Annotated in this window: 21 protein-coding genes; 20 read left to right on the forward strand and 1 reads right to left on the reverse strand. The window is 38.3% G+C overall.

Annotated elements, in window-relative coordinates; translation table 11 throughout:
- The first annotated feature begins 62 nt into the window (after positions 1-62).
- The 6 genes from ACMW72_RS06225 (at position 63) to obgE (ending at position 4,836) form a co-directional block, all read left to right on the forward strand.
- Positions 63-1,523, forward strand: coding sequence for an Rne/Rng family ribonuclease (locus ACMW72_RS06225; protein ID WP_418367984.1), 1,461 nt, complete (start codon positions 63-65; stop codon positions 1,521-1,523).
- A 178-nt stretch (positions 1,524-1,701) separates the two neighbouring features.
- Positions 1,702-2,013, forward strand: a complete 312-nt coding sequence (gene rplU, locus ACMW72_RS06230) for a 50S ribosomal protein L21 (protein ID WP_418367985.1) — start codon at positions 1,702-1,704, stop codon at positions 2,011-2,013.
- Positions 2,014-2,023: 10 nt separating this feature from the next.
- Positions 2,024-2,359, forward strand: a complete 336-nt coding sequence (locus ACMW72_RS06235) for a ribosomal-processing cysteine protease Prp (protein WP_418367986.1) — start codon at positions 2,024-2,026, stop codon at positions 2,357-2,359.
- 28 nt (positions 2,360-2,387) lie between these two features.
- Entirely contained in the window at positions 2,388-2,678 is a 291-nt protein-coding gene (rpmA, locus tag ACMW72_RS06240; protein ID WP_418367987.1) for a 50S ribosomal protein L27, read from the forward strand.
- A 171-nt stretch (positions 2,679-2,849) separates the two neighbouring features.
- Positions 2,850-3,566 (forward strand): Spo0B domain-containing protein, encoded by a 717-nt coding sequence (locus ACMW72_RS06245; RefSeq protein ID WP_418367988.1) that lies wholly within the window; start codon positions 2,850-2,852, stop codon positions 3,564-3,566.
- Positions 3,556-4,836 (forward strand): GTPase ObgE, encoded by a 1,281-nt coding sequence (gene obgE, locus ACMW72_RS06250; RefSeq protein ID WP_418367989.1) that lies wholly within the window; start codon positions 3,556-3,558, stop codon positions 4,834-4,836. The genes ACMW72_RS06245 and obgE overlap by 11 nt, the downstream gene beginning before the upstream one ends.
- An 18-nt stretch (positions 4,837-4,854) precedes the next feature.
- Here the strand turns inward: obgE and ACMW72_RS06255 are convergent, their stop codons facing one another.
- Positions 4,855-6,093 carry a dicarboxylate/amino acid:cation symporter gene (locus ACMW72_RS06255; protein WP_418367990.1) on the reverse strand — a complete coding sequence of 413 codons (1,239 nt, stop codon included), beginning with the start codon at positions 6,091-6,093 and terminating at the stop codon, positions 4,855-4,857.
- A gap of 213 nt (positions 6,094-6,306) precedes the next feature.
- Between ACMW72_RS06255 and ACMW72_RS06260 the strand changes: the two genes are divergently transcribed.
- From ACMW72_RS06260 to ACMW72_RS06325, 14 genes are all read left to right on the forward strand, one after another.
- Positions 6,307-6,756, forward strand: a complete 450-nt coding sequence (locus ACMW72_RS06260; protein ID WP_132770440.1) for an ACT domain-containing protein — start codon at positions 6,307-6,309, stop codon at positions 6,754-6,756.
- Positions 6,757-6,774: 18 nt separating this feature from the next.
- Positions 6,775-8,082 carry a homoserine dehydrogenase gene (locus tag ACMW72_RS06265; protein ID WP_418367991.1) on the forward strand — a complete coding sequence of 436 codons (1,308 nt, stop codon included), beginning with the start codon at positions 6,775-6,777 and terminating at the stop codon, positions 8,080-8,082.
- Positions 8,079-9,146, forward strand: a complete 1,068-nt coding sequence (gene thrC / locus ACMW72_RS06270) for a threonine synthase (RefSeq protein ID WP_418367992.1) — start codon at positions 8,079-8,081, stop codon at positions 9,144-9,146. The genes ACMW72_RS06265 and thrC overlap by 4 nt, the downstream gene beginning before the upstream one ends.
- Positions 9,143-10,078, forward strand: a complete 936-nt coding sequence (gene thrB / locus ACMW72_RS06275; protein WP_418367993.1) for a homoserine kinase — start codon at positions 9,143-9,145, stop codon at positions 10,076-10,078. The genes thrC and thrB overlap by 4 nt, the downstream gene beginning before the upstream one ends.
- A 90-nt stretch (positions 10,079-10,168) precedes the next feature.
- Complete coding sequence (locus ACMW72_RS06280; RefSeq protein WP_418367994.1) at positions 10,169-11,005, forward strand: LysM peptidoglycan-binding domain-containing protein; 837 nt, start codon at positions 10,169-10,171, stop codon at positions 11,003-11,005.
- Positions 11,006-11,127: 122 nt separating this feature from the next.
- On the forward strand, positions 11,128-12,108 hold the full coding sequence (locus tag ACMW72_RS06285; protein WP_418367995.1) for a phosphotransferase: 981 nt from the start codon (positions 11,128-11,130) through the stop codon (positions 12,106-12,108).
- Positions 12,109-12,166: 58 nt separating this feature from the next.
- Positions 12,167-12,919, forward strand: coding sequence for an NAD(+) synthase (nadE, locus tag ACMW72_RS06290; RefSeq protein WP_418367996.1), 753 nt, complete (start codon positions 12,167-12,169; stop codon positions 12,917-12,919).
- A gap of 112 nt (positions 12,920-13,031) precedes the next feature.
- The gene (locus ACMW72_RS06295; RefSeq protein WP_418367997.1) at positions 13,032-13,775 is read left to right on the forward strand and encodes a YebC/PmpR family DNA-binding transcriptional regulator; all 744 of its coding nucleotides are present in this window, start codon (positions 13,032-13,034) and stop codon (positions 13,773-13,775) included.
- A 64-nt stretch (positions 13,776-13,839) separates the two neighbouring features.
- On the forward strand, positions 13,840-14,379 hold the full coding sequence (locus tag ACMW72_RS06300; RefSeq protein WP_418367998.1) for a BofC C-terminal domain-containing protein: 540 nt from the start codon (positions 13,840-13,842) through the stop codon (positions 14,377-14,379).
- Positions 14,380-14,491: 112 nt separating this feature from the next.
- Positions 14,492-14,995 carry a crossover junction endodeoxyribonuclease RuvC gene (gene ruvC / locus ACMW72_RS06305; protein WP_418367999.1) on the forward strand — a complete coding sequence of 168 codons (504 nt, stop codon included), beginning with the start codon at positions 14,492-14,494 and terminating at the stop codon, positions 14,993-14,995.
- Positions 14,992-15,609: a Holliday junction branch migration protein RuvA gene (ruvA, locus tag ACMW72_RS06310; RefSeq protein WP_418368000.1), complete on the forward strand. Its 618-nt coding sequence runs from the start codon at positions 14,992-14,994 to the stop codon at positions 15,607-15,609. Before ruvC ends, ruvA begins: the two co-directional genes overlap by 4 nt.
- Positions 15,610-15,621: 12 nt before the next feature.
- Positions 15,622-16,632 carry a Holliday junction branch migration DNA helicase RuvB gene (ruvB, locus tag ACMW72_RS06315; protein ID WP_418368001.1) on the forward strand — a complete coding sequence of 337 codons (1,011 nt, stop codon included), beginning with the start codon at positions 15,622-15,624 and terminating at the stop codon, positions 16,630-16,632.
- A complete protein-coding gene (locus ACMW72_RS06320; protein ID WP_418368002.1) occupies positions 16,616-16,834 on the forward strand; it encodes a DUF2905 domain-containing protein in 219 nt (72 codons plus the stop codon). Before ruvB ends, ACMW72_RS06320 begins: the two co-directional genes overlap by 17 nt.
- A gap of 84 nt (positions 16,835-16,918) precedes the next feature.
- A complete protein-coding gene (locus ACMW72_RS06325) occupies positions 16,919-17,527 on the forward strand; it encodes a CYTH domain-containing protein (protein ID WP_418368003.1) in 609 nt (202 codons plus the stop codon).
- Positions 17,528-17,647 lie beyond the last annotated feature (120 nt).

Genomic DNA, 17,647 nt, shown 5'->3' on the forward strand with positions numbered 1-17,647 from the left:
GGAATCAACAAAAATTATGATACAATATGAAAAATAGATTGAACGAGAAAGATGGGTTAATTATGAAGAAAATTGTGGTACATGTTGCCAAAAATGAGACGAGAGCCGCTTTAATTGAAAATGAGAAACTAGTCGAATTTTATGTAGAACGAAGCACCGAAGATCAACTAGTTGGGAATATTTACGTTGGAAAAGTGGTCAATGTTTTACCTGGGATGCAAGCAGCTTTTGTTGATATTGGCATTGAAAAGAATGCCTTTTTATATATTGATGACGCGATTTTACCAGGTGAATATGAAGCCTGTGAGAAAGAATGGGAAACAAATATTCGGGAAATTTTACATGAAGGACAAAAGATTTTAGTTCAGGTCAAAAAAGAAGCTTTTGGCAATAAGGGGCCGAGGGTAACGACACATGTTTCTTTACCAGGGCGTTATTTAGTCTATTTGCCAATGGCCAATTATGTTGGTATTTCACGAAAGATCACATCTGAAACAGAACGGTTACGTCTAAAGGAGATCGGGGAATCGATTCGTGAAGAAAAGGAAGGGCTGATTATCCGAACGGTAGCTGAAGGAATAGATACAGAGTATCTAAAGGATGATTTAAAGTTTTTGCGAACACAATGGTTAAAGATTCAAGACAAAAGTAAATCGGTGACTGCCCCTTCCTTAATTTATCAAGATCTGGGATTAGTTCAAAGACTGGTTCGCGATTTTCTATCTGATGAGGTTAAGCAGTTTGTAATTGATGATGGTCCTACTTTTCGCCGCCTTAAGGAGGCGATTCAATCATTTGCTCCCGAATTAACCGAACGTCTTTACCTCTATACAGAAAAAGAATATATTTTTGATGCTTTTCATATCCAAGGGGAAATAGAAAAAGCCTTAAAACGTAAAGTATGGTTAAAAAGCGGTGGTTATATTGTCATTGACCAAACCGAAGCATTAACGGTGATTGATGTCAATACAGGGAAATTCACTGGGCATTCCCATTTGGAGGATACGGTTTTAAAGACAAATATTGAAGCGGCGATTGAGATTGCAAGACAGTTGAGACTACGGGATATTGGTGGAATTATCATTATTGATTTTATCGATATGAAAGAAGAAAGCCATCGAGAAAAAATTTTGCAGGTATTACAAGAAGAAACGAAAAAAGACAAGACGAAAACTAACATTCTTGGACTTACCCAGTTAGGCTTAGTGGAAATGACAAGAAAAAAGATAAGACAAAATTTAGGAAGCATCTTGCTTAAAACTTGCCCTTTTTGCGATGGAACGGGAAGAGTTGTTTCCGAAGAAGTGATTAAAGAGAAAATTGAACGGGAATTGAAAAGATATAAAGAGGATTCCGCTTTTCATACTTTTCTCCTTGAAGCTCATCCTAATGTCATTTCTGTTTTTGTAGGGAGTCATCAGGAGAATCTTGATCGTTTGGAACAGGAACTAGGGAAAAAAATAACGGTGAAAGGAAACCCTAATTTCCATTATCATCAATATCAGATTCATTTTTTAACATAAACTTTTTTGAAGTAATGGTTTGTATATTATGCCATTTGTATTTGTTGACTCGTATCTCACTTTATGATAATATAGATCAGGTAGTGTGCAATAGCACAATATTTCACCGCTCGAAATGGGTTGAAGCGATTTAGCACCTAATTTCGGCGAGTCTCTAAATCAGAGGGAGGTACGACTGATGTACGCAATTATTAAAACTGGTGGAAAACAGTACAAAGTTCAAGAAGGAGATACCATTTATATTGAAAAATTGCCCGTAAATGAAGGTGAAACGGTTCAATTTGATGAAGTATTAATGCTAGTGAAAGATGACGGTATTGTTGTTGGCACGCCAACTGTTGCCAATGCGACTGTAACTGGTAAGGTAGAAAAGCATGGCAAAGGGAAGAAAATCATTGTTTTCAAATATAAAGCAAAGAAAAATTACCGTCGTAAGAAAGGTCATCGTCAACCTTATACCAAAGTTGTTATTGAAAAAATCAATGCGTAATGTTTGAGACATGATTCAAGTCAATGTAACGCAATCAAAAGAAGAGAAGCGAATTCTTCATATCACAGTAATGGGCCATGCTGGATTCGGCCAAATGGGAGAAGATGTTGTTTGTGCAGCAGTATCCGCATTAACGATTGGTGCTGTTAACTCTACAAAACGCTTATTAGGAATCGATCTAAAACCGATTTCTGATGAGAAAGATGGTGGAATTTTAGCATGGAATGTTCCAAAAGTAGATGACCCCATTCTTGATGGTCAGTTACAGGTATTGATGAAAGCATTGGTTGAATCATTGAAGATGATTGAAGAAGAGTATCGTGAATATATTCAAGTAAACGTATAAAACATTTCAAATCAGGAGGTGCATAGCAATGCTGAAAATGAATTTACAATACTTTGCTACTAAAAAAGGTGTAGGTAGCACAAAAAACGGTCGTGACAGTATTGCAAAACGTCTTGGTGTAAAACGCGGAGATGGGCAAATGGTTACTGCTGGCAGCATTCTTGTTCGTCAACGCGGTACTAAGATTTATCCAGGTGTAAATGTAGGTATCGGTGGAGACGATACATTATTTGCAAAAGTAGATGGCGTTGTAAAATTTGAACGCTTTGGTCGTGACCGCAAAAAAGTGAGTGTGTATCCTGTAGCTGCTGAAGCGTAAGAATCAATCATTTGCGTAAAATCCCAGTCAAACGACTGGGTTTTTTATGTTTTAAAATAAGTATATAAAATGAGTATATAAAATAAGTATAGGCGGTGGCAGAAAAATAGGGTATACTAGATGAGAATTAAAGGAATGGAACCCTAAGAAAGAGAACAAGGGGCTGATGTAATGATACAATTGATTTTATTAATCCTTTTTCTCGTCACCGCTTTACTTCTTCTGATTGTTTGGACAAAATATAAACAATTACAACGCTACATAAAAGCAAAAGAAATTCTTCATAATGAAAATCATCAACAAGAATGTCAACAAGAATGTGATGATAAAGAGATTTCACTTCTACGCTATTATCGGCATGATTGCCTCAACCATTTACAAGTCATCTTGGGATATGCCTACCTAAAGAAAATAGACAAAATTATCAGCTATATTTCTCAAGTTCGTGAAGAAGCGAGGCAACATACACTCATTTCTAAATTGAACCATCATGATCTTGCCGTTTTTCTTTATATGCTACCCATAGATTATCCCAAAATTCATGTGCAGTTAGAGTTATCTGAGGATTTACCAACCATCGATTTTCAGAAAGATGGAAGTATAATTTTACAAACCCTACAATCGATCTTCTGTCATTTACAACGACATACGTTAGATGAATATTATATTCATTCTCTGATTTTAGCGATGAATCGTTTAGAGAATCAAATTGTGGTGAATATAGAATATGAAGGGAATTTTGCCCCTTACTACGAAGAAGTAACAAAGATTGGTGAACAAGTGAAACAACAAGGTGGAGAATATTTTATCGATTTATTTAATGAACAAGAATGTATAATGGAGTTTCACTTTCCAATACAAGTAAGAGGTGTAGCTAATGTTTGTTGATAAAGTGAAAATTTATGTTAAAGGTGGAGATGGTGGAAACGGACAAAAGGCGTTCCGACGAGAGAAGTATGTTCCTTTAGGTGGCCCTGCAGGTGGCGATGGGGGGAAAGGAGGAGATGTGATCTTAGAAGTAGATGAAGGTCTTCGAACCCTTCTTGATTTTCGCTATCAAAAGCATTTTAAAGCACCACGAGGAGAAAACGGTCGAAATAAGGGTCAGCATGGAGCAAATGCAGAAGACTTGATCGTTAAGGTTCCGCCTGGGACAGTTGTTATCGATGATGATACAGAGGAAGTTTTAGCAGATTTAACCCATCATGGACAACAGGTTGTAGTTGCAAGGGGGGGACGAGGTGGACGTGGGAATATGCGTTTTGCAACCGCAGCAAACCCTGCTCCTGATATTGCAGAAAAAGGTGAACCTGGGGAAGAGAGGTATATCGTGTTAGAGCTAAAACTGATCGCAGATGTAGGGCTTGCTGGTTTTCCTAGTGTTGGCAAATCTACCCTGTTGTCTGTGGTTTCTAAAGCGAAGCCGAAAATTGCTGCTTACCATTTCACTACATTATCCCCTAATTTAGGGGTTGTTGAGGTAGGAGATGGGCGAAGTTTTGTTCTTGCTGATTTGCCTGGATTGATTGAAGGAGCACATTTAGGGGCTGGATTAGGTCATCAATTCTTGCGTCATGTTGAACGAACAAGAGTGATTTTACATGTAGTAGATATGGCAGCTACAGAAGGGCGTGATCCTTATGAAGATTGGGTGAAGATCAATCATGAATTAGAACAATATAACTTACACCTCCTTAAAAAACCCCAATTGATCGTGGCAAATAAAATGGATCTTCCACAAGCACAAGAGAATCTAAAGGTCTTTCGAGAAAAAGTAGGTGATAAGTATCCCATCTATCCCATTTCAGCCATTACTGGTGAAGGGATCAAAGAATTGCTTTTTGCAACGGCCGATTTATTAGATACGATACCTGCTGAGCCTCTCATCGAAGATGTACAGATCGAAAAAAGAAAGATCTATAAGAGTCAACCAAAAGAAGAAGAATTCACCGTACATAAGGAAAACGAGATCTATGTCGTTAAAGGAGAAAAGATCGAGAAACTTTTTAAAATGACCGATTTTAATCAATATGATTCTGTTCAACGTTTTGCAAGAATCTTGCGTAAGATGGGTGTGGATGATGCCTTGCGAAAAATAGGGGCAAAAGACGGAGACACCGTCCGCATTGCTGGTTATGAATTTGAATTTATTGAGTAAAAAGATAAAAAGGGTTGCTCAAATATTTGGGCAACCCTTTTCTTCCCCACCAGCGATATTTTCTTGTGCTGTGGCCACTTTTTTAGTGGAACGTTTGGCTAATTTGTCCACAATTAAAGCAATTGCTCCATCACCGGTAACATTTACTGCAGTCCCAAAGCTATCTTGAGTGAGATATAGAGCAATCATGAGGGAGAGTTGAGCTTCATTAAATCCTAACATGGATTGTAAAAGTCCAAGTGCCGCCATAACCGCTCCTCCAGGAACTCCTGGTGCTGCGACCATTGTTACCCCTAACATTAAGATAAAGGGGAACATCAGTCCAAAATTAGGAACATGACCTGCCATAAACATGACGGCCATCGAAGCCATGGTCAAAGTGATCGTGCTTCCAGATAAATGAATGGTTGCACACAAAGGAATGACAAAGTCAGCCACTTCATCAGAGATACCATTCTTTTTCGCACTGCGCAAGGTAACAGGTATCGTTGCCGCAGAAGATTGAGTTCCAATAGCTGTCAAATAAGCAGGTATCATGTTTTTAAGCGCCTGGAATGGATTCTTTCCTGATACAGCTCCTGCAACAGTATATTGGAAAAGAAGAATGACAATATGACTTAAAATGATAATCACGAATATGGAACCAAACACCTGCATGATGCGAACAACTTCGCCAGCATAGGTCATATTCGCAAAAATTCCTGCGATATGAAAAGGCAATAACGGAATAATCACTTTTTGGATCACTAATTCTACAATTTCTTGAAAATCTTTAACTGCAGCATAGAGAGTTTTATTCTTAATCGCTGCCATACCCAATCCCAAGAGAAATGCGGTAATTAAAGCTGTCATTACCCCCATGATCGGTGGGATATCTACTTGGAAAAAACCTTTTACTAATGCTTCTTCTGGATTCTTCGCATTTCCTGATGCCGCATTAATGAGTCTTGGCAGGATTCCGTTTCCAACAGTATAGGCAAATGTACCTGCGATAATGGTAGAAAGATACGCTAATAAAGTGGTAATTCCTAAAAGTCTACCTGCACCTTTCCCCAATTCAGCAATTCCAGGAGCAACAAAACCAATAATGATAAATGGGATGACATAGGATAAAATGTTACCAAAAATGCCGTTAAATGTGGCTAAAAGTCGGACAAAAAAGTCCAAATGGAAAAGCTCTTTTGAAAGATACCCGATTAAAATACCAGATAAAAGTCCAATTAACAGACGAGGCAACAAACCAATTTTTTTCTTCATTCTTTTCCTCCTTTATTAGCGGATTAAAGCAGTAATGCATTGAACAAAGATTAAAAATTACTTATATTTTATATAATTTTCCTGGAAAGAATCAATATTAAATTTTCTTATCAATTGTCAACCAATAAAATAACACAAAACTATTGTAAAATTTTCAGTCACCCATTATAATGTCCGTTATAAAGAAACATTTGTATTTTACAGGAGGACGAAATGAATCGCAAGAAGGAAGAACTCTTTTATTTAGTACGAGCAGATATATTACCTGACGCCATTTTAAAAACGATTGAGGTAAAAAAAATGCTGCAAAACCAAGAAGTTGAGACGGTAAATGAAGCGGTTAAACGTGTTGGGATAAGCCGAAGTGCTTATTACAAATATAAAGATGGCATTTTTCCTTTTAATGCGATGATGAAAGAAAAAATTGTCACGATTTCACTGGATTTGGAACATCGGTCAGGGATTTTATCCAATATGCTCTCGTACATTGCAAAAGTTGGCGGCAACGTTTTAACGATCAACCAGACGATTCCACTGCAAGATATTGCCAATATTGTCGTCTCTATTGATACCGTATCGATGAAGATTGGGATTAGTGACTTAATTGATGGATTAAAGGAAATTGAAGGAGTGAAAAAAGTTCAATTAATTGGGCGTGGATAGAAAAAGGGAGGAGAGAAAATGCAAGAGAAAAAAGTTGTAAATATTGGTTTGTTTGGCTTAGGAACAGTGGGTACTGGGGTTGTAAAGTTAATCGAAGGACATCAAGAAGATCTGGTCAAACAAACAGGAAATGAAATCAAAATTGGAAAAATTTTGATTCAAGATCCAGATAAAGATCGTAATTATAAAGTTGATTCAAATCTATTAACTACCGATCCATGGGAAATCATTTATAACAAAGATATTGACGTCATTATCGAAGTGATGGGAAATATTTATCCTACCTATGAGTATTTAATGGCAGCGTTGGAACAAAGAAAACATGTGGTAACAGCAAATAAAGATTTAATGGCTTTGCACGGTGCGGAATTACTACAGCAGGCAAGTAAGTACCAATGCGACTTATATTATGAAGCAAGCGTTGCAGGGGGGATCCCGATTATCCGTGCTTTAGTTGAAGGGTTTGCTTCAGATCGCATCACCAAACTTGTAGGGATCGTAAATGGAACCACTAATTATATTCTTTCCAAAATGAGCGAGGAAGGTTTATCTTTTGAAGAAGCATTAAGACAGGCGCAGGAGTTAGGCTATGCTGAATCTGATCCCACTTCAGATGTAGAGGGATTTGATGCAGCTAGAAAGATGGCGATATTAAGCAACCTTTCCTTTCATATGGATGTGAATATTCAGGATGTAAAAGTAAAGGGAATTACTCAAGTTACCAAAGAAGATATTGAACTTGGCAAGCAGTTAGGATATGTCATTAAACTTCTTGGTATTGCCCAATTGAAGGACGAACAACTCGCAATTTCTGTTCAACCAACCATGATTAATAAAAACCATCCGTTGGCAAAGGTAAATGGGGTATTTAATGCCATCTATGTTTATGGAGAAGCTGTGGGAGAAACTATGTTTTATGGTCCTGGAGCAGGCCAATTACCAACAGCGACAGCCGTTGTATCGGACCTAGTAACGGTTGTAAAACAAATGAATTTAGGAGTAAACGGTAGAGGTGTGGTTGCTCCTTATCGGCCCAAATTGATGATGTCAGATGAATTGATGACTTCACGCTATTTTATACGGCTAAAAGTGTCTGATCGTGTAGGAGTTCTTGCTAGAATCACTCAGTATTTTGCTGAAGAAATGGTGAGTATCGAAGAAGTGCTTCAATTGCGTCTTCATGAAGAGAAAAAAGCCCAATTAATTATCATTACCCATGAAACGTCGAAAGCTCAACTTTCAAGACTTTTGCCCAAATTAGAGAGCCTAGAGGTTGTTGATGCGATTAATAGTGTCTATCCAGTAGAGGGGGATGAAGTAGAATGAGAGAACCATTATTAAAAAAATATCAAGACTTTTTACCAATCAATGATAAAACCCCAATAATTACTTTGCATGAAGGAAATACCCCTTTAATCGAAGCAAAGCGTTTATCCAAAGAACTGGGAATACATTTGTTTTTAAAATTTGAGGGGATGAACCCAACAGGGTCATTTAAGGATCGGGGAATGGTTTTGGCAGTGGCAAAGGCATTAGAGAATGGTAGCAAGAAAGTGATCTGTGCTTCAACGGGCAATACTTCTGCTGCGGCAAGTGCCTATGCAGCTAGTGCAGGAATCGAGAGTATTGTCGTTATTCCTGAAGGAAATATTGCTCTTGGAAAATTAGCACAGGCGATGATCTATGGTGCAAAAGTGATTGCAATTAAAGGGAATTTTGATGAGGCCTTAGCGATTGTTCGCGAAATTGCAGCAAAAGAAGATTATACACTTGTGAATTCAGTGAATCCTTATCGAATTGAAGGGCAAAAAACAGCAGCTTTTGAAGTTGTCGACGATTTAGGAGATGCTCCTGATTATTTGGCGATTCCTGTTGGCAATGCTGGTAATATCACCGCCTATTGGAAAGGATTTAAAGAATATTATCAGGCAGGAAAAAGTAAACAGCTTCCCAAAATGATCGGCTTTGAAGCAGAAGGAGCAGCGGCATTGGTGAAAGGTGAACCGATTCCCCATCCTGAAACTGTCGCTACTGCGATCCGTATTGGCAATCCAGCAAGTTGGAAAGGGGCAATGAATGCAGTAAAAGAATCGAATGGATTAATCGACTCGGTTACAGATGAAGAGATTTTAGCTGCTTATTTACGTGTGGCTAAAACAGAAGGAATCTTTATCGAACCTGGTTCTGCGGCTTCTTTAGCAGGTGTAATCAAAAAACAACAACAGGGATATTTTGAGCCTGGAGCAACGGTAGTCAGTGTGTTAACTGGTCATGGACTGAAAGACCCTAACATTGCGGTAAAAACAGTAGAAACAACTCCCCTTGTAGTAGAAAATGATTATCAAGCAGTCTTGGAGGCGATTCAATTAGGTCAGGTGGCTCCATTATGATTGGCCGGGAGAAGATCATCCATGTCAAAGTTCCCGGAAGTAGTGCCAATTTGGGACCAGGATTTGATTCATTAGGGTTAGCCCTGCCTTTTTATTTATCTGTCCGCGTTCAACTAGCAGAACGGAACTCGATTAAGGTTTATGGAGATCACCTTGCATCTTTGCCTTTAGATTCGAGCAATCTGATTTATCAAACCATGAACTATTTTTATCAAAAGGAGAATCAAGAACTGCCACCTGTAGCGATTGAGATTGAAAGTGAAATTCCCCTCTCGAGGGGATTAGGGAGTAGTGGGGCTGCGATCGTGGCCGGGTTATTAGCTGCAAATGAATTAATGGATGGGAAGAAGAGCAAAGAAGAGATTCTCCAATATGCGACTGAATTAGAAGGGCATGCAGACAATGTGGCCGCCTCGTTATATGGTGGGTTTGTCGTAACGACTTGGGATGGGAAAACAGCAAAAGCAGAACATTTTCCTGTGACAGAGGAACTTCAGGTTTTACTTGCTATTCCAAACTATACTTTATCGACCAATATTGCTAGAAAAGCAATTCCAAAGGACATCCCTTTAAAAGACGCTGCTTTTAATATTGGTCATTCAGCATTACTGGTCACCTATTTATTAACAGGCCAGTATGATAAAATCCCTTTAGTGATGAAAGATCGACTTCATCAACCCTATCGGCAAACGGCTGTCAAAGGATTAGAACGGGTGATTCGAGAGATTGGCCAACATGAATTATGGGGGGTAGCGTTAAGTGGGGCAGGGCCGACGATTATTCTTTTTATCCCTCCCAATCAAAAAAAAGTAGCAGAAACATACATGAAACAAATTGCGAGAGAAGAAGGAATTGAGTTTGAAATCAAATCTTGCTTTATTGAAAATGAAGGGGCAAAGATAGAAATATTATGGGGGTCTCACCTTTTTTAAAAAAGGGTGAGATTTTTTTTCGCCCAAAAAATGAGCAAAAAAACTATAGACGCATATGATGTATTGTATTTCAAAGGAGGGTTAGTCAGGATGAAGATTCATATTGTCCAAAAAGATGACACTCTTTGGAAAATTGCTCAGAAATATAATGTGGATTTGCAAACATTAATTGAGGCAAATCCGCAAATTAAAAATCCCGATCTGATTGATGTTGGGATGAAGATCATCATACCTATAGGAGGTACACCAATGGAACCAAAAATACCTAAAGAAATGCCAAAACCCCCTGTAGAACAGCCCATTCCTAAAAGGCCAATTGAAAAGCCAGCACCACCGCCGCAAATGCCAGCTCCAAAAATGCCAAAGTTACCCAAATTACCAAAGTTAAAGATGCCAAAGCTTCCACAAATTCCTATGATGCCAATACCAGAAATCCCTTATCATGTACCGTACCATCAGAAACCAAAAAAACATAAGAAGCATCATCACCATAAACACTATTACCACCTACCATATCATGTACCGATGATGCCCCAAATGCCATATCCAATTCCTTGGATGCCAATGAGACGTCCTCGCCGAATACCTATGATGCCCCAATTGCCTCAACGAATGCCATATATGATGGATCCATGTTTACAAGTTCCTATGGGAATGTATCCTGAGTTTGAAAGTTCAAGTTTTTTTAGTTCAAGTAGCTCCCTTGGTTCAAGTAGTTCACTAGGGTCTAGTCATCCAATGGAATCAAGCAGTTTAGAAGGATCGAGTAGTTCCATGGGATCCAGTAGTCCGATGGCATCTAGCAGTTCACTAGGCTCTAGTAGCTCGATGGGTTCTAGTTATTCCATGGGATCAAGTAGTTCAATGGAATCGAGCAGTTTTAATTTCTCTAGTTCGTCATCAATGGGAAACTCTAGTAATTATTAGGTAACCTATATCAAGACATCCAAATAAGTGAATAAAAAATGAAAAGTATAGAGCTATCTTTACATATATATGTAGGGATAGCTCTTTTGTTTAGGCATGGTTATGGAAGGAAGTGTGGTATGATGGAAGAGTGGATTTCGAGATCTTTGGCGAAGGAATACGGAATCGAGGCTAAACGGATTGAACGGTTTCGTCATTTATGGAAGGTTCACTCCAAAAATGGAGTTTATGTAGTAAAGTCGTTTCCAAATGCTGTTTCTTTAGTCTATTGGCAGACTTATCTCTTTGATGAGTTGAGAAAAAAAGGGTTTTTTCAGTTTTCGCCAATACTAAGAAGTAAGTATGGATCCCCTTGGTTTGGAGCAAAAAGTTATCCTTTTGTTGTAATGCCTTATCTAGACGGAAAAACGGCTCATTTCTCTAAGTTTGATCATCTTAAAAAAGTTATTGGTGTTTTGGCAAGTTTTCATCACCATGCAGCATGGATTGGAGAAGAAGTGAAACCAAAATATCGTGAGATTCGAACCTTTCGCTTATTTCGAAGGCTGCAAGAATTTGGGGACCTGTACCAAAAGTTGATGGCCAAAAAAGAACGGGATGCTTTAGATGAAGAGATTTTAATGATTGGACAAGAAATGCTTAGCTTCGGAAAGGAAGCCTTTCAGAAGATCGATCAGTATAAAATCAATCGAATCAATCAAGAAGCCATCGATTATCGTTTCGTTGCCCATCGTGATGTGGCCAATCATAATTTTTTACTAGGTGAGAAAGTCTGGATGATCGATTTTGATTTGTCAGGTTACGAAACACATGTCATGGATGTATGGCAATTAATTAACCGAGTAATGGTAGAATGGAATTGGGATCTAGATATTTTTCTAAAAGTAGAAAGGACTTATAACGATTATCGAAAACTATCTGATGACGAGCGAATGATCTTACGCCAATTTTCATTATATCCCAATGAATTTTTCCGAGAGTGCTTGGGTGCTTATTATCGACCCGATAAATATAAAAGAGAACACGTGCTTCCTTATATCCAACGATTTCGTCAAAAGTTTGATGCATATGATTCCTTTCGAAAAAGGATTTTAAAAGCATAAGTTGATTCATGATGTAAAATTTTATAACATAAAAGGTGATAAGAAAGGAGTATCGCCAATGGATCGTTTTCAAGAGAAACTAAAACAATATAAGGAAAGAATTCAAGAAGATATCCAGGATCGGGTCAATTTTATTCGAAATTATGTGGAAAAAGCCAAAGCGAAAGGAGTCGTTGTCGGTATTTCTGGAGGGATTGATAGTGCGGTAACTGCTGCATTATGTTTGAAGGCATTAGGGAACGACCGGGTATTAGGAATCTGGATGCCTGCTTATTCCAATCCCATTCATGAAAAAGATGCCAAGAAATTGGCAGAAACCCTTGATTTAAACCTGGTGACGATTGATGTTGGACCTGCTTTTGATGCAATTTTATCCGAGATTGAGAAGGTTGAACCATTAAGTGACTTACAAAAAGGAAACACCAAAGCAAGATTACGAATGACAAGCCTTTATGCAATAGCAGGACAAAAAGGATATCTTGTTGCCGATACTTGTAACTACTCGGAAATTTATGTTGGCTATATGACAAAAGGTGGGGATGGACTCGCAGATTTCAATCCAGTCGCAAGTCTAACCAAACATCAAATTCGAATGGTAGCAGAGGAATTGGGCATTCCTGAGTCCATTATCACTAAACCCCCATCAGCTGATTTATGGGTTGGACAAACTGATGAAAGTGAAATGGGTTTTAGCTATGAAGATTTAGATCGTTATCTCCTTACAGGAGAAGGAAAACCAGAAGTCATCGAAAAGATTGAATATTTACATCAAATCAGTGAACACAAACGATCGTTAATGCCGGGAGTTTAGGGCTGATATCTGGAAACAAAACCTGTTTACCCGTTTACATGTGCTGTGCTAAACTTATGTCTGGAATTTAATCAAACATATGGTTGTGAATTTAATTGAGAGGAGAATTAGGATGGCAGGTCATTCAAAATGGAAAAACATCATGCATCGCAAAGGACGTCAAGATGCAATTAAAGCGAAAATTTTCACAAAGATCTCGAAGGAAATTTTCGTCGCAGTCCGTAATGGTGGGCCTGACCCTAATGTAAACTTTAAATTAAAATTAGCGATTCAAAAGGCAAAGAAAAACAATATGCCTAGCGATAATATTGAACGTACGATCAAAAAAGCGTTGGGTGAAACCGATAGTAATTACGAGGAAATCACCTATGAAGGATATGGACCTGGCGGAGTAGCGGTTATGGTTCAATGTTTGACGGATAATCGGAATCGTACTGCTGCAGAAGTCCGCCATGCCTTTAACAAGAACGGCGGGAGCCTTGGTGAGACAGGAAGCGTTACCTGGATGTTTGAGCGAAAAGGGGTTCTTATCATCGATAAAAAGAAGACAGATTTAGACGAAGATAGTATCATGATGATGGCGTTAGAAGCAGGTGCTGAAGATTTAAAGGTTGAAGAAGATGATTACGAAATTTATACAACACCAGAACAATTTGAAAATGTAAAAACTTCTTTAGAACAACAAGGACTTGAATTTGAAGAAGCGGAAATTACCATGATCCCACAAAATACAATCGCCCTAACAGGGGAAAACGCCAAAGCAATGATTAAACTCATCGATGCACTGGAAGACTTAGACGATGTTCAATCGGTACAAACGAATGCAGATATTGATGATAGTGAATTCGAAGAATAAAATGTATAAATTGACGAAAAATTGGGTATGACTAGGAAAAAACTCAAGAAAAAGGGGTTTTTTCATGTTTTTTCATTTAATTTTTAGGAAGTGGATTCGTTTTATTCTTTTATCTTTATTTGTTATCCTAGCCATATCCATTTACTTTCTAAGTGATTCAAACTTATCATCGGTACGAAAAGTGAATACACCTATCCCGATGAAGTTAACACTAATTTCCCATTATGCATGTGGGAAAGACATCGTTGAAAAAAAAGATGAGGTTCTATTATTAAAGGACATTTCACAAAAATATCCAGACTGGACCGTTGAGAAAGTCGACCCGGATAAAAGGGAGATTATCTTAAAAAGAAATCTAAAGGAACTATCCCCTGATTGCAAGGGCGCTTATTTTGGATTAAGTCCAGATGGGCATCTCATTTTATATAAAGGGGATGCGAAGAATAAACAAGTCATTGAAACGTTTTTTCAGATTGATATCGAGAGTTTAGAAACAGGACTGCCTAAAGAACCGGTCCGTCAATTGCAAGAAGGAATTCCTGTTCACAATTTAGCAGAGTATAATAGTGTGTTATCTACCTTTAGTGAATTTACAAAGGAATAGTTTTTAGGTTGCTCAAGGAAAAAGTCACGGTTTCGTGGCTTTTTTTTGATGCATTTTTTTGGTATAATCAGCATGATGAAAATATATGTTCGTATCTTGATGGGGGAGTTTCGTGATTATTTTAGGTTTTGATCCGGGAATTGCGATCGTTGGTTTTGGTGTTATTAAAAAAGAAGGAAATCAAGTTCGTCCTCTTCAATATGGGAGCATCCAGACCAAAGCTGGATTAGATACAGGAATTCGTCTAAAACAAGTTTATGATGCAGCGAAAGAAATCATTGCGACCTATCAACCCGAAGCCGTTTCCATCGAAAAACTTTATTTTAATAAAAACGTAACCACAGCGTTTACCGTTGGACAGGCAAGAGGAGTTCTCATGTTAGCAGCAGTTGAGGCAGGACTTCCCGTTTTCGAATATACACCATTACAAGTGAAACAAGCGATAGTAGGTTATGGAAGAGCAGAAAAAAGACAAATTCAAGAAATGGTTAAGATGTATTTGAATTTAAAGGAGATTCCGAAGCCAGATGATGTGGCGGATGCTTTAGCGATTGCCATTTGTCATGCTCATTCGGCGAAAATGACTTTTTTACTGAACAAGGGGAAAACCATATGATCGATTTTGTCCAAGGAATTGTTGTCGATATCGATGAAGAGTCAGTGATTGTCAATGTAAATGGGGTAGGTTATCAGGTTTTTGTCCCGAGACCCGAATTCTATCATCCAAAGCTTAATCAACCTTGTCTGATTTATACTCACCACTATATGCGTGAGGATTGGATGGGTCTTTATGGATTTCAAAATAAAGAAGAACGCTATCTCTTTCGCTTATTATTAGGGGTATCGGGGATTGGACCAAAAGGAGCACTAGCGATGATTGGTCAAGGGAACCTCAATCAAGTGATCCAGGCCATTGCCTCTGAGGATGAGAAGTTTTTAACCCAATTGCCAGGAGTTGGCAAAAAAACAGCACAACGGATCATTTTAGATTTAAAAGATAAAGTGAAAGGATTAAGTTTTAGAGGGAATCTTTTTGATATAATGAAAAGGAAAGAAGAAGGGATCATCTCTACTAAACATGGTTCCGATCTAAAAGAAGCGCTCAAATCCTTAGGTTATCATGATCAAGAGATTCATCAAGTTTTAAAAAGCTTGCAACCTTTGATTGAAAAGGGAGAACCCCTTGATCGATTAATTAAACAGGCATTACAAAATCTGATGAGAGAATAGGAGGAAGAGGCATTGGAAGATCGCATTATCTCCGCTCAGATGTTAACGGAGGATCAAAGTGTCGAATTTAGCCTGCGTCCTCGTTTTTTATCGGAATATATCGGGCAAGCTAGAGTAAAAGAAAATTTAAAAGTGTTTATTGAAGCGGCAAAGATGCGGAATGAACCCTTAGACCATGTCCTTCTTTATGGTCCGCCAGGGTTAGGGAAAACTACCCTTTCCAATATTATTGCTAACGAAATGGGAGTAGGGATTCGCACCACATCAGGTCCTGCGATTGAACGACCTGGGGATCTAGCTGCCATTTTGACGAATCTCCAAGAAGGAGATGTGCTCTTTATCGATGAAATTCACCGCCTTCATCGTACTGTCGAGGAAGTTCTTTATTCTGCGATGGAAGACTATGCCCTAGATATTATTATTGGTAAAGGGCCCAGCGCAAGATCGGTTCGACTAGACCTTCCCAAGTTCACCTTAATTGGAGCAACCACAAGAGCAGGATTATTATCCTCTCCTCTTCGCGACCGTTTTGGTGTTGTAAGTCGCTTAGAATATTATACCGTTGATGAATTAACACAAATTGTAATGCGGGCTGCAGACTTATTAGGTGTGCAAATTATGGGAGAAGCAGCGAGAGAAATCGCTTTACGTTCAAGAGGAACGCCCAGGGTGGCAAACCGTTTATTAAAACGGGTGCGAGATTTCGCCCAAGTCGTAGGGGATGGGATGATCACCGAGGAAGTTGCTAGATCTTCTTTGGAGCAGATTCAAGTAGATCGTTTGGGACTTGATCATATTGACCATAAATTATTGGCAACCATTATCGATACTTATCGTGGTGGTCCGGTTGGTTTGGATACTTTGGCCGCTTCCATTGGGGAAGAGTCGAATACGATTGAGGATGTTTATGAACCTTATCTCATGCAAATTGGCTTTTTACAACGAACCCCTCGGGGAAGAATGGTTACTCATGCGGCATATCAACATCTAGGAAGGAGCATTCCCAATGAATCCAATGCCTAAACTGTTGATTAGTATTGGAATCGTGTTCATTATTGTAGGGATTCTCTGGCAAGTTGGCGGAAGATTCCTTTCATTAGGCCGACTTCCAGGGGATATTGTGATTAAAAAGGATAATTTTACCTTTTATTTCCCATTGATGACAAGTATTGTTCTTAGTCTTATATTGTCGGGGATTATGTATTTATTAAGATTTTTCAGGTAGAATGGAATGGATTTGATCTTTCCCTTCGCTTTATCCTCCCCTTAGAGGGGGGGATTTTTTATAGTTGATGAAAGGATGTTGTGCATGATTGAACGAGAGTTAGAGAAGGAGTATAAAGCTTTGTTGACAAAAGAACAATTTGAGGATTTGAAAGATTACTTTGCTCAATTTACAGAAGTTTTGAAACCATATATACAAACGAACTATTATTTTGATATTGAAAATTTTGGGCTGATTGAAAAAGGAACAACTATCCGAATTCGTCATAAAGAGAATACCTGGGAATTACAAATCAAGATTCCAAAAGTACATGTAACAGGATATTTCGAACAACAAGAACTACGTCAATCTCTATCTGTAAGTGAGGCAAAACAGTATATTCAAGAGGGCTTGCCAATTGATCACCCGCTCTTGAAAGAAGTATGGAATGAAAAAAAGATTGGATTTGGGATTAATCCAGTTAACCGGCTAAAAGTTGTAGGAAGCCTACAAACGAAACGTCATGATTTTAAGTTTTATACAGATATCATTAGTTTAGATGAAAGTACATATTTCGATATCACTGATTATGAACTCGAATGGGAAACCACTAATCACAAATTTGTCCAATATGAGTTAAATAAACTCAACATCACGCCGGAAGCCGTGGGTAAAATTACAAGATTTTTACAGGCATTAAGGGAGAAAAAATAAAGTGTAGAAGAAGGGTTTTTGGTTATATTATTGAAAATATAATAAAACGATTTTCGAAGATTGTAAGGGTTTTTTTACAAAAAAGGAATTTTCGACGTTTTCCGGAAGATGCAGTAACTG

The organism is Tepidibacillus sp. LV47 (assembly GCF_048381575.1).
In the GTDB taxonomy this organism is placed as follows: Bacteria; Bacillota; Bacilli; order Tepidibacillales; family Tepidibacillaceae; genus Tepidibacillus.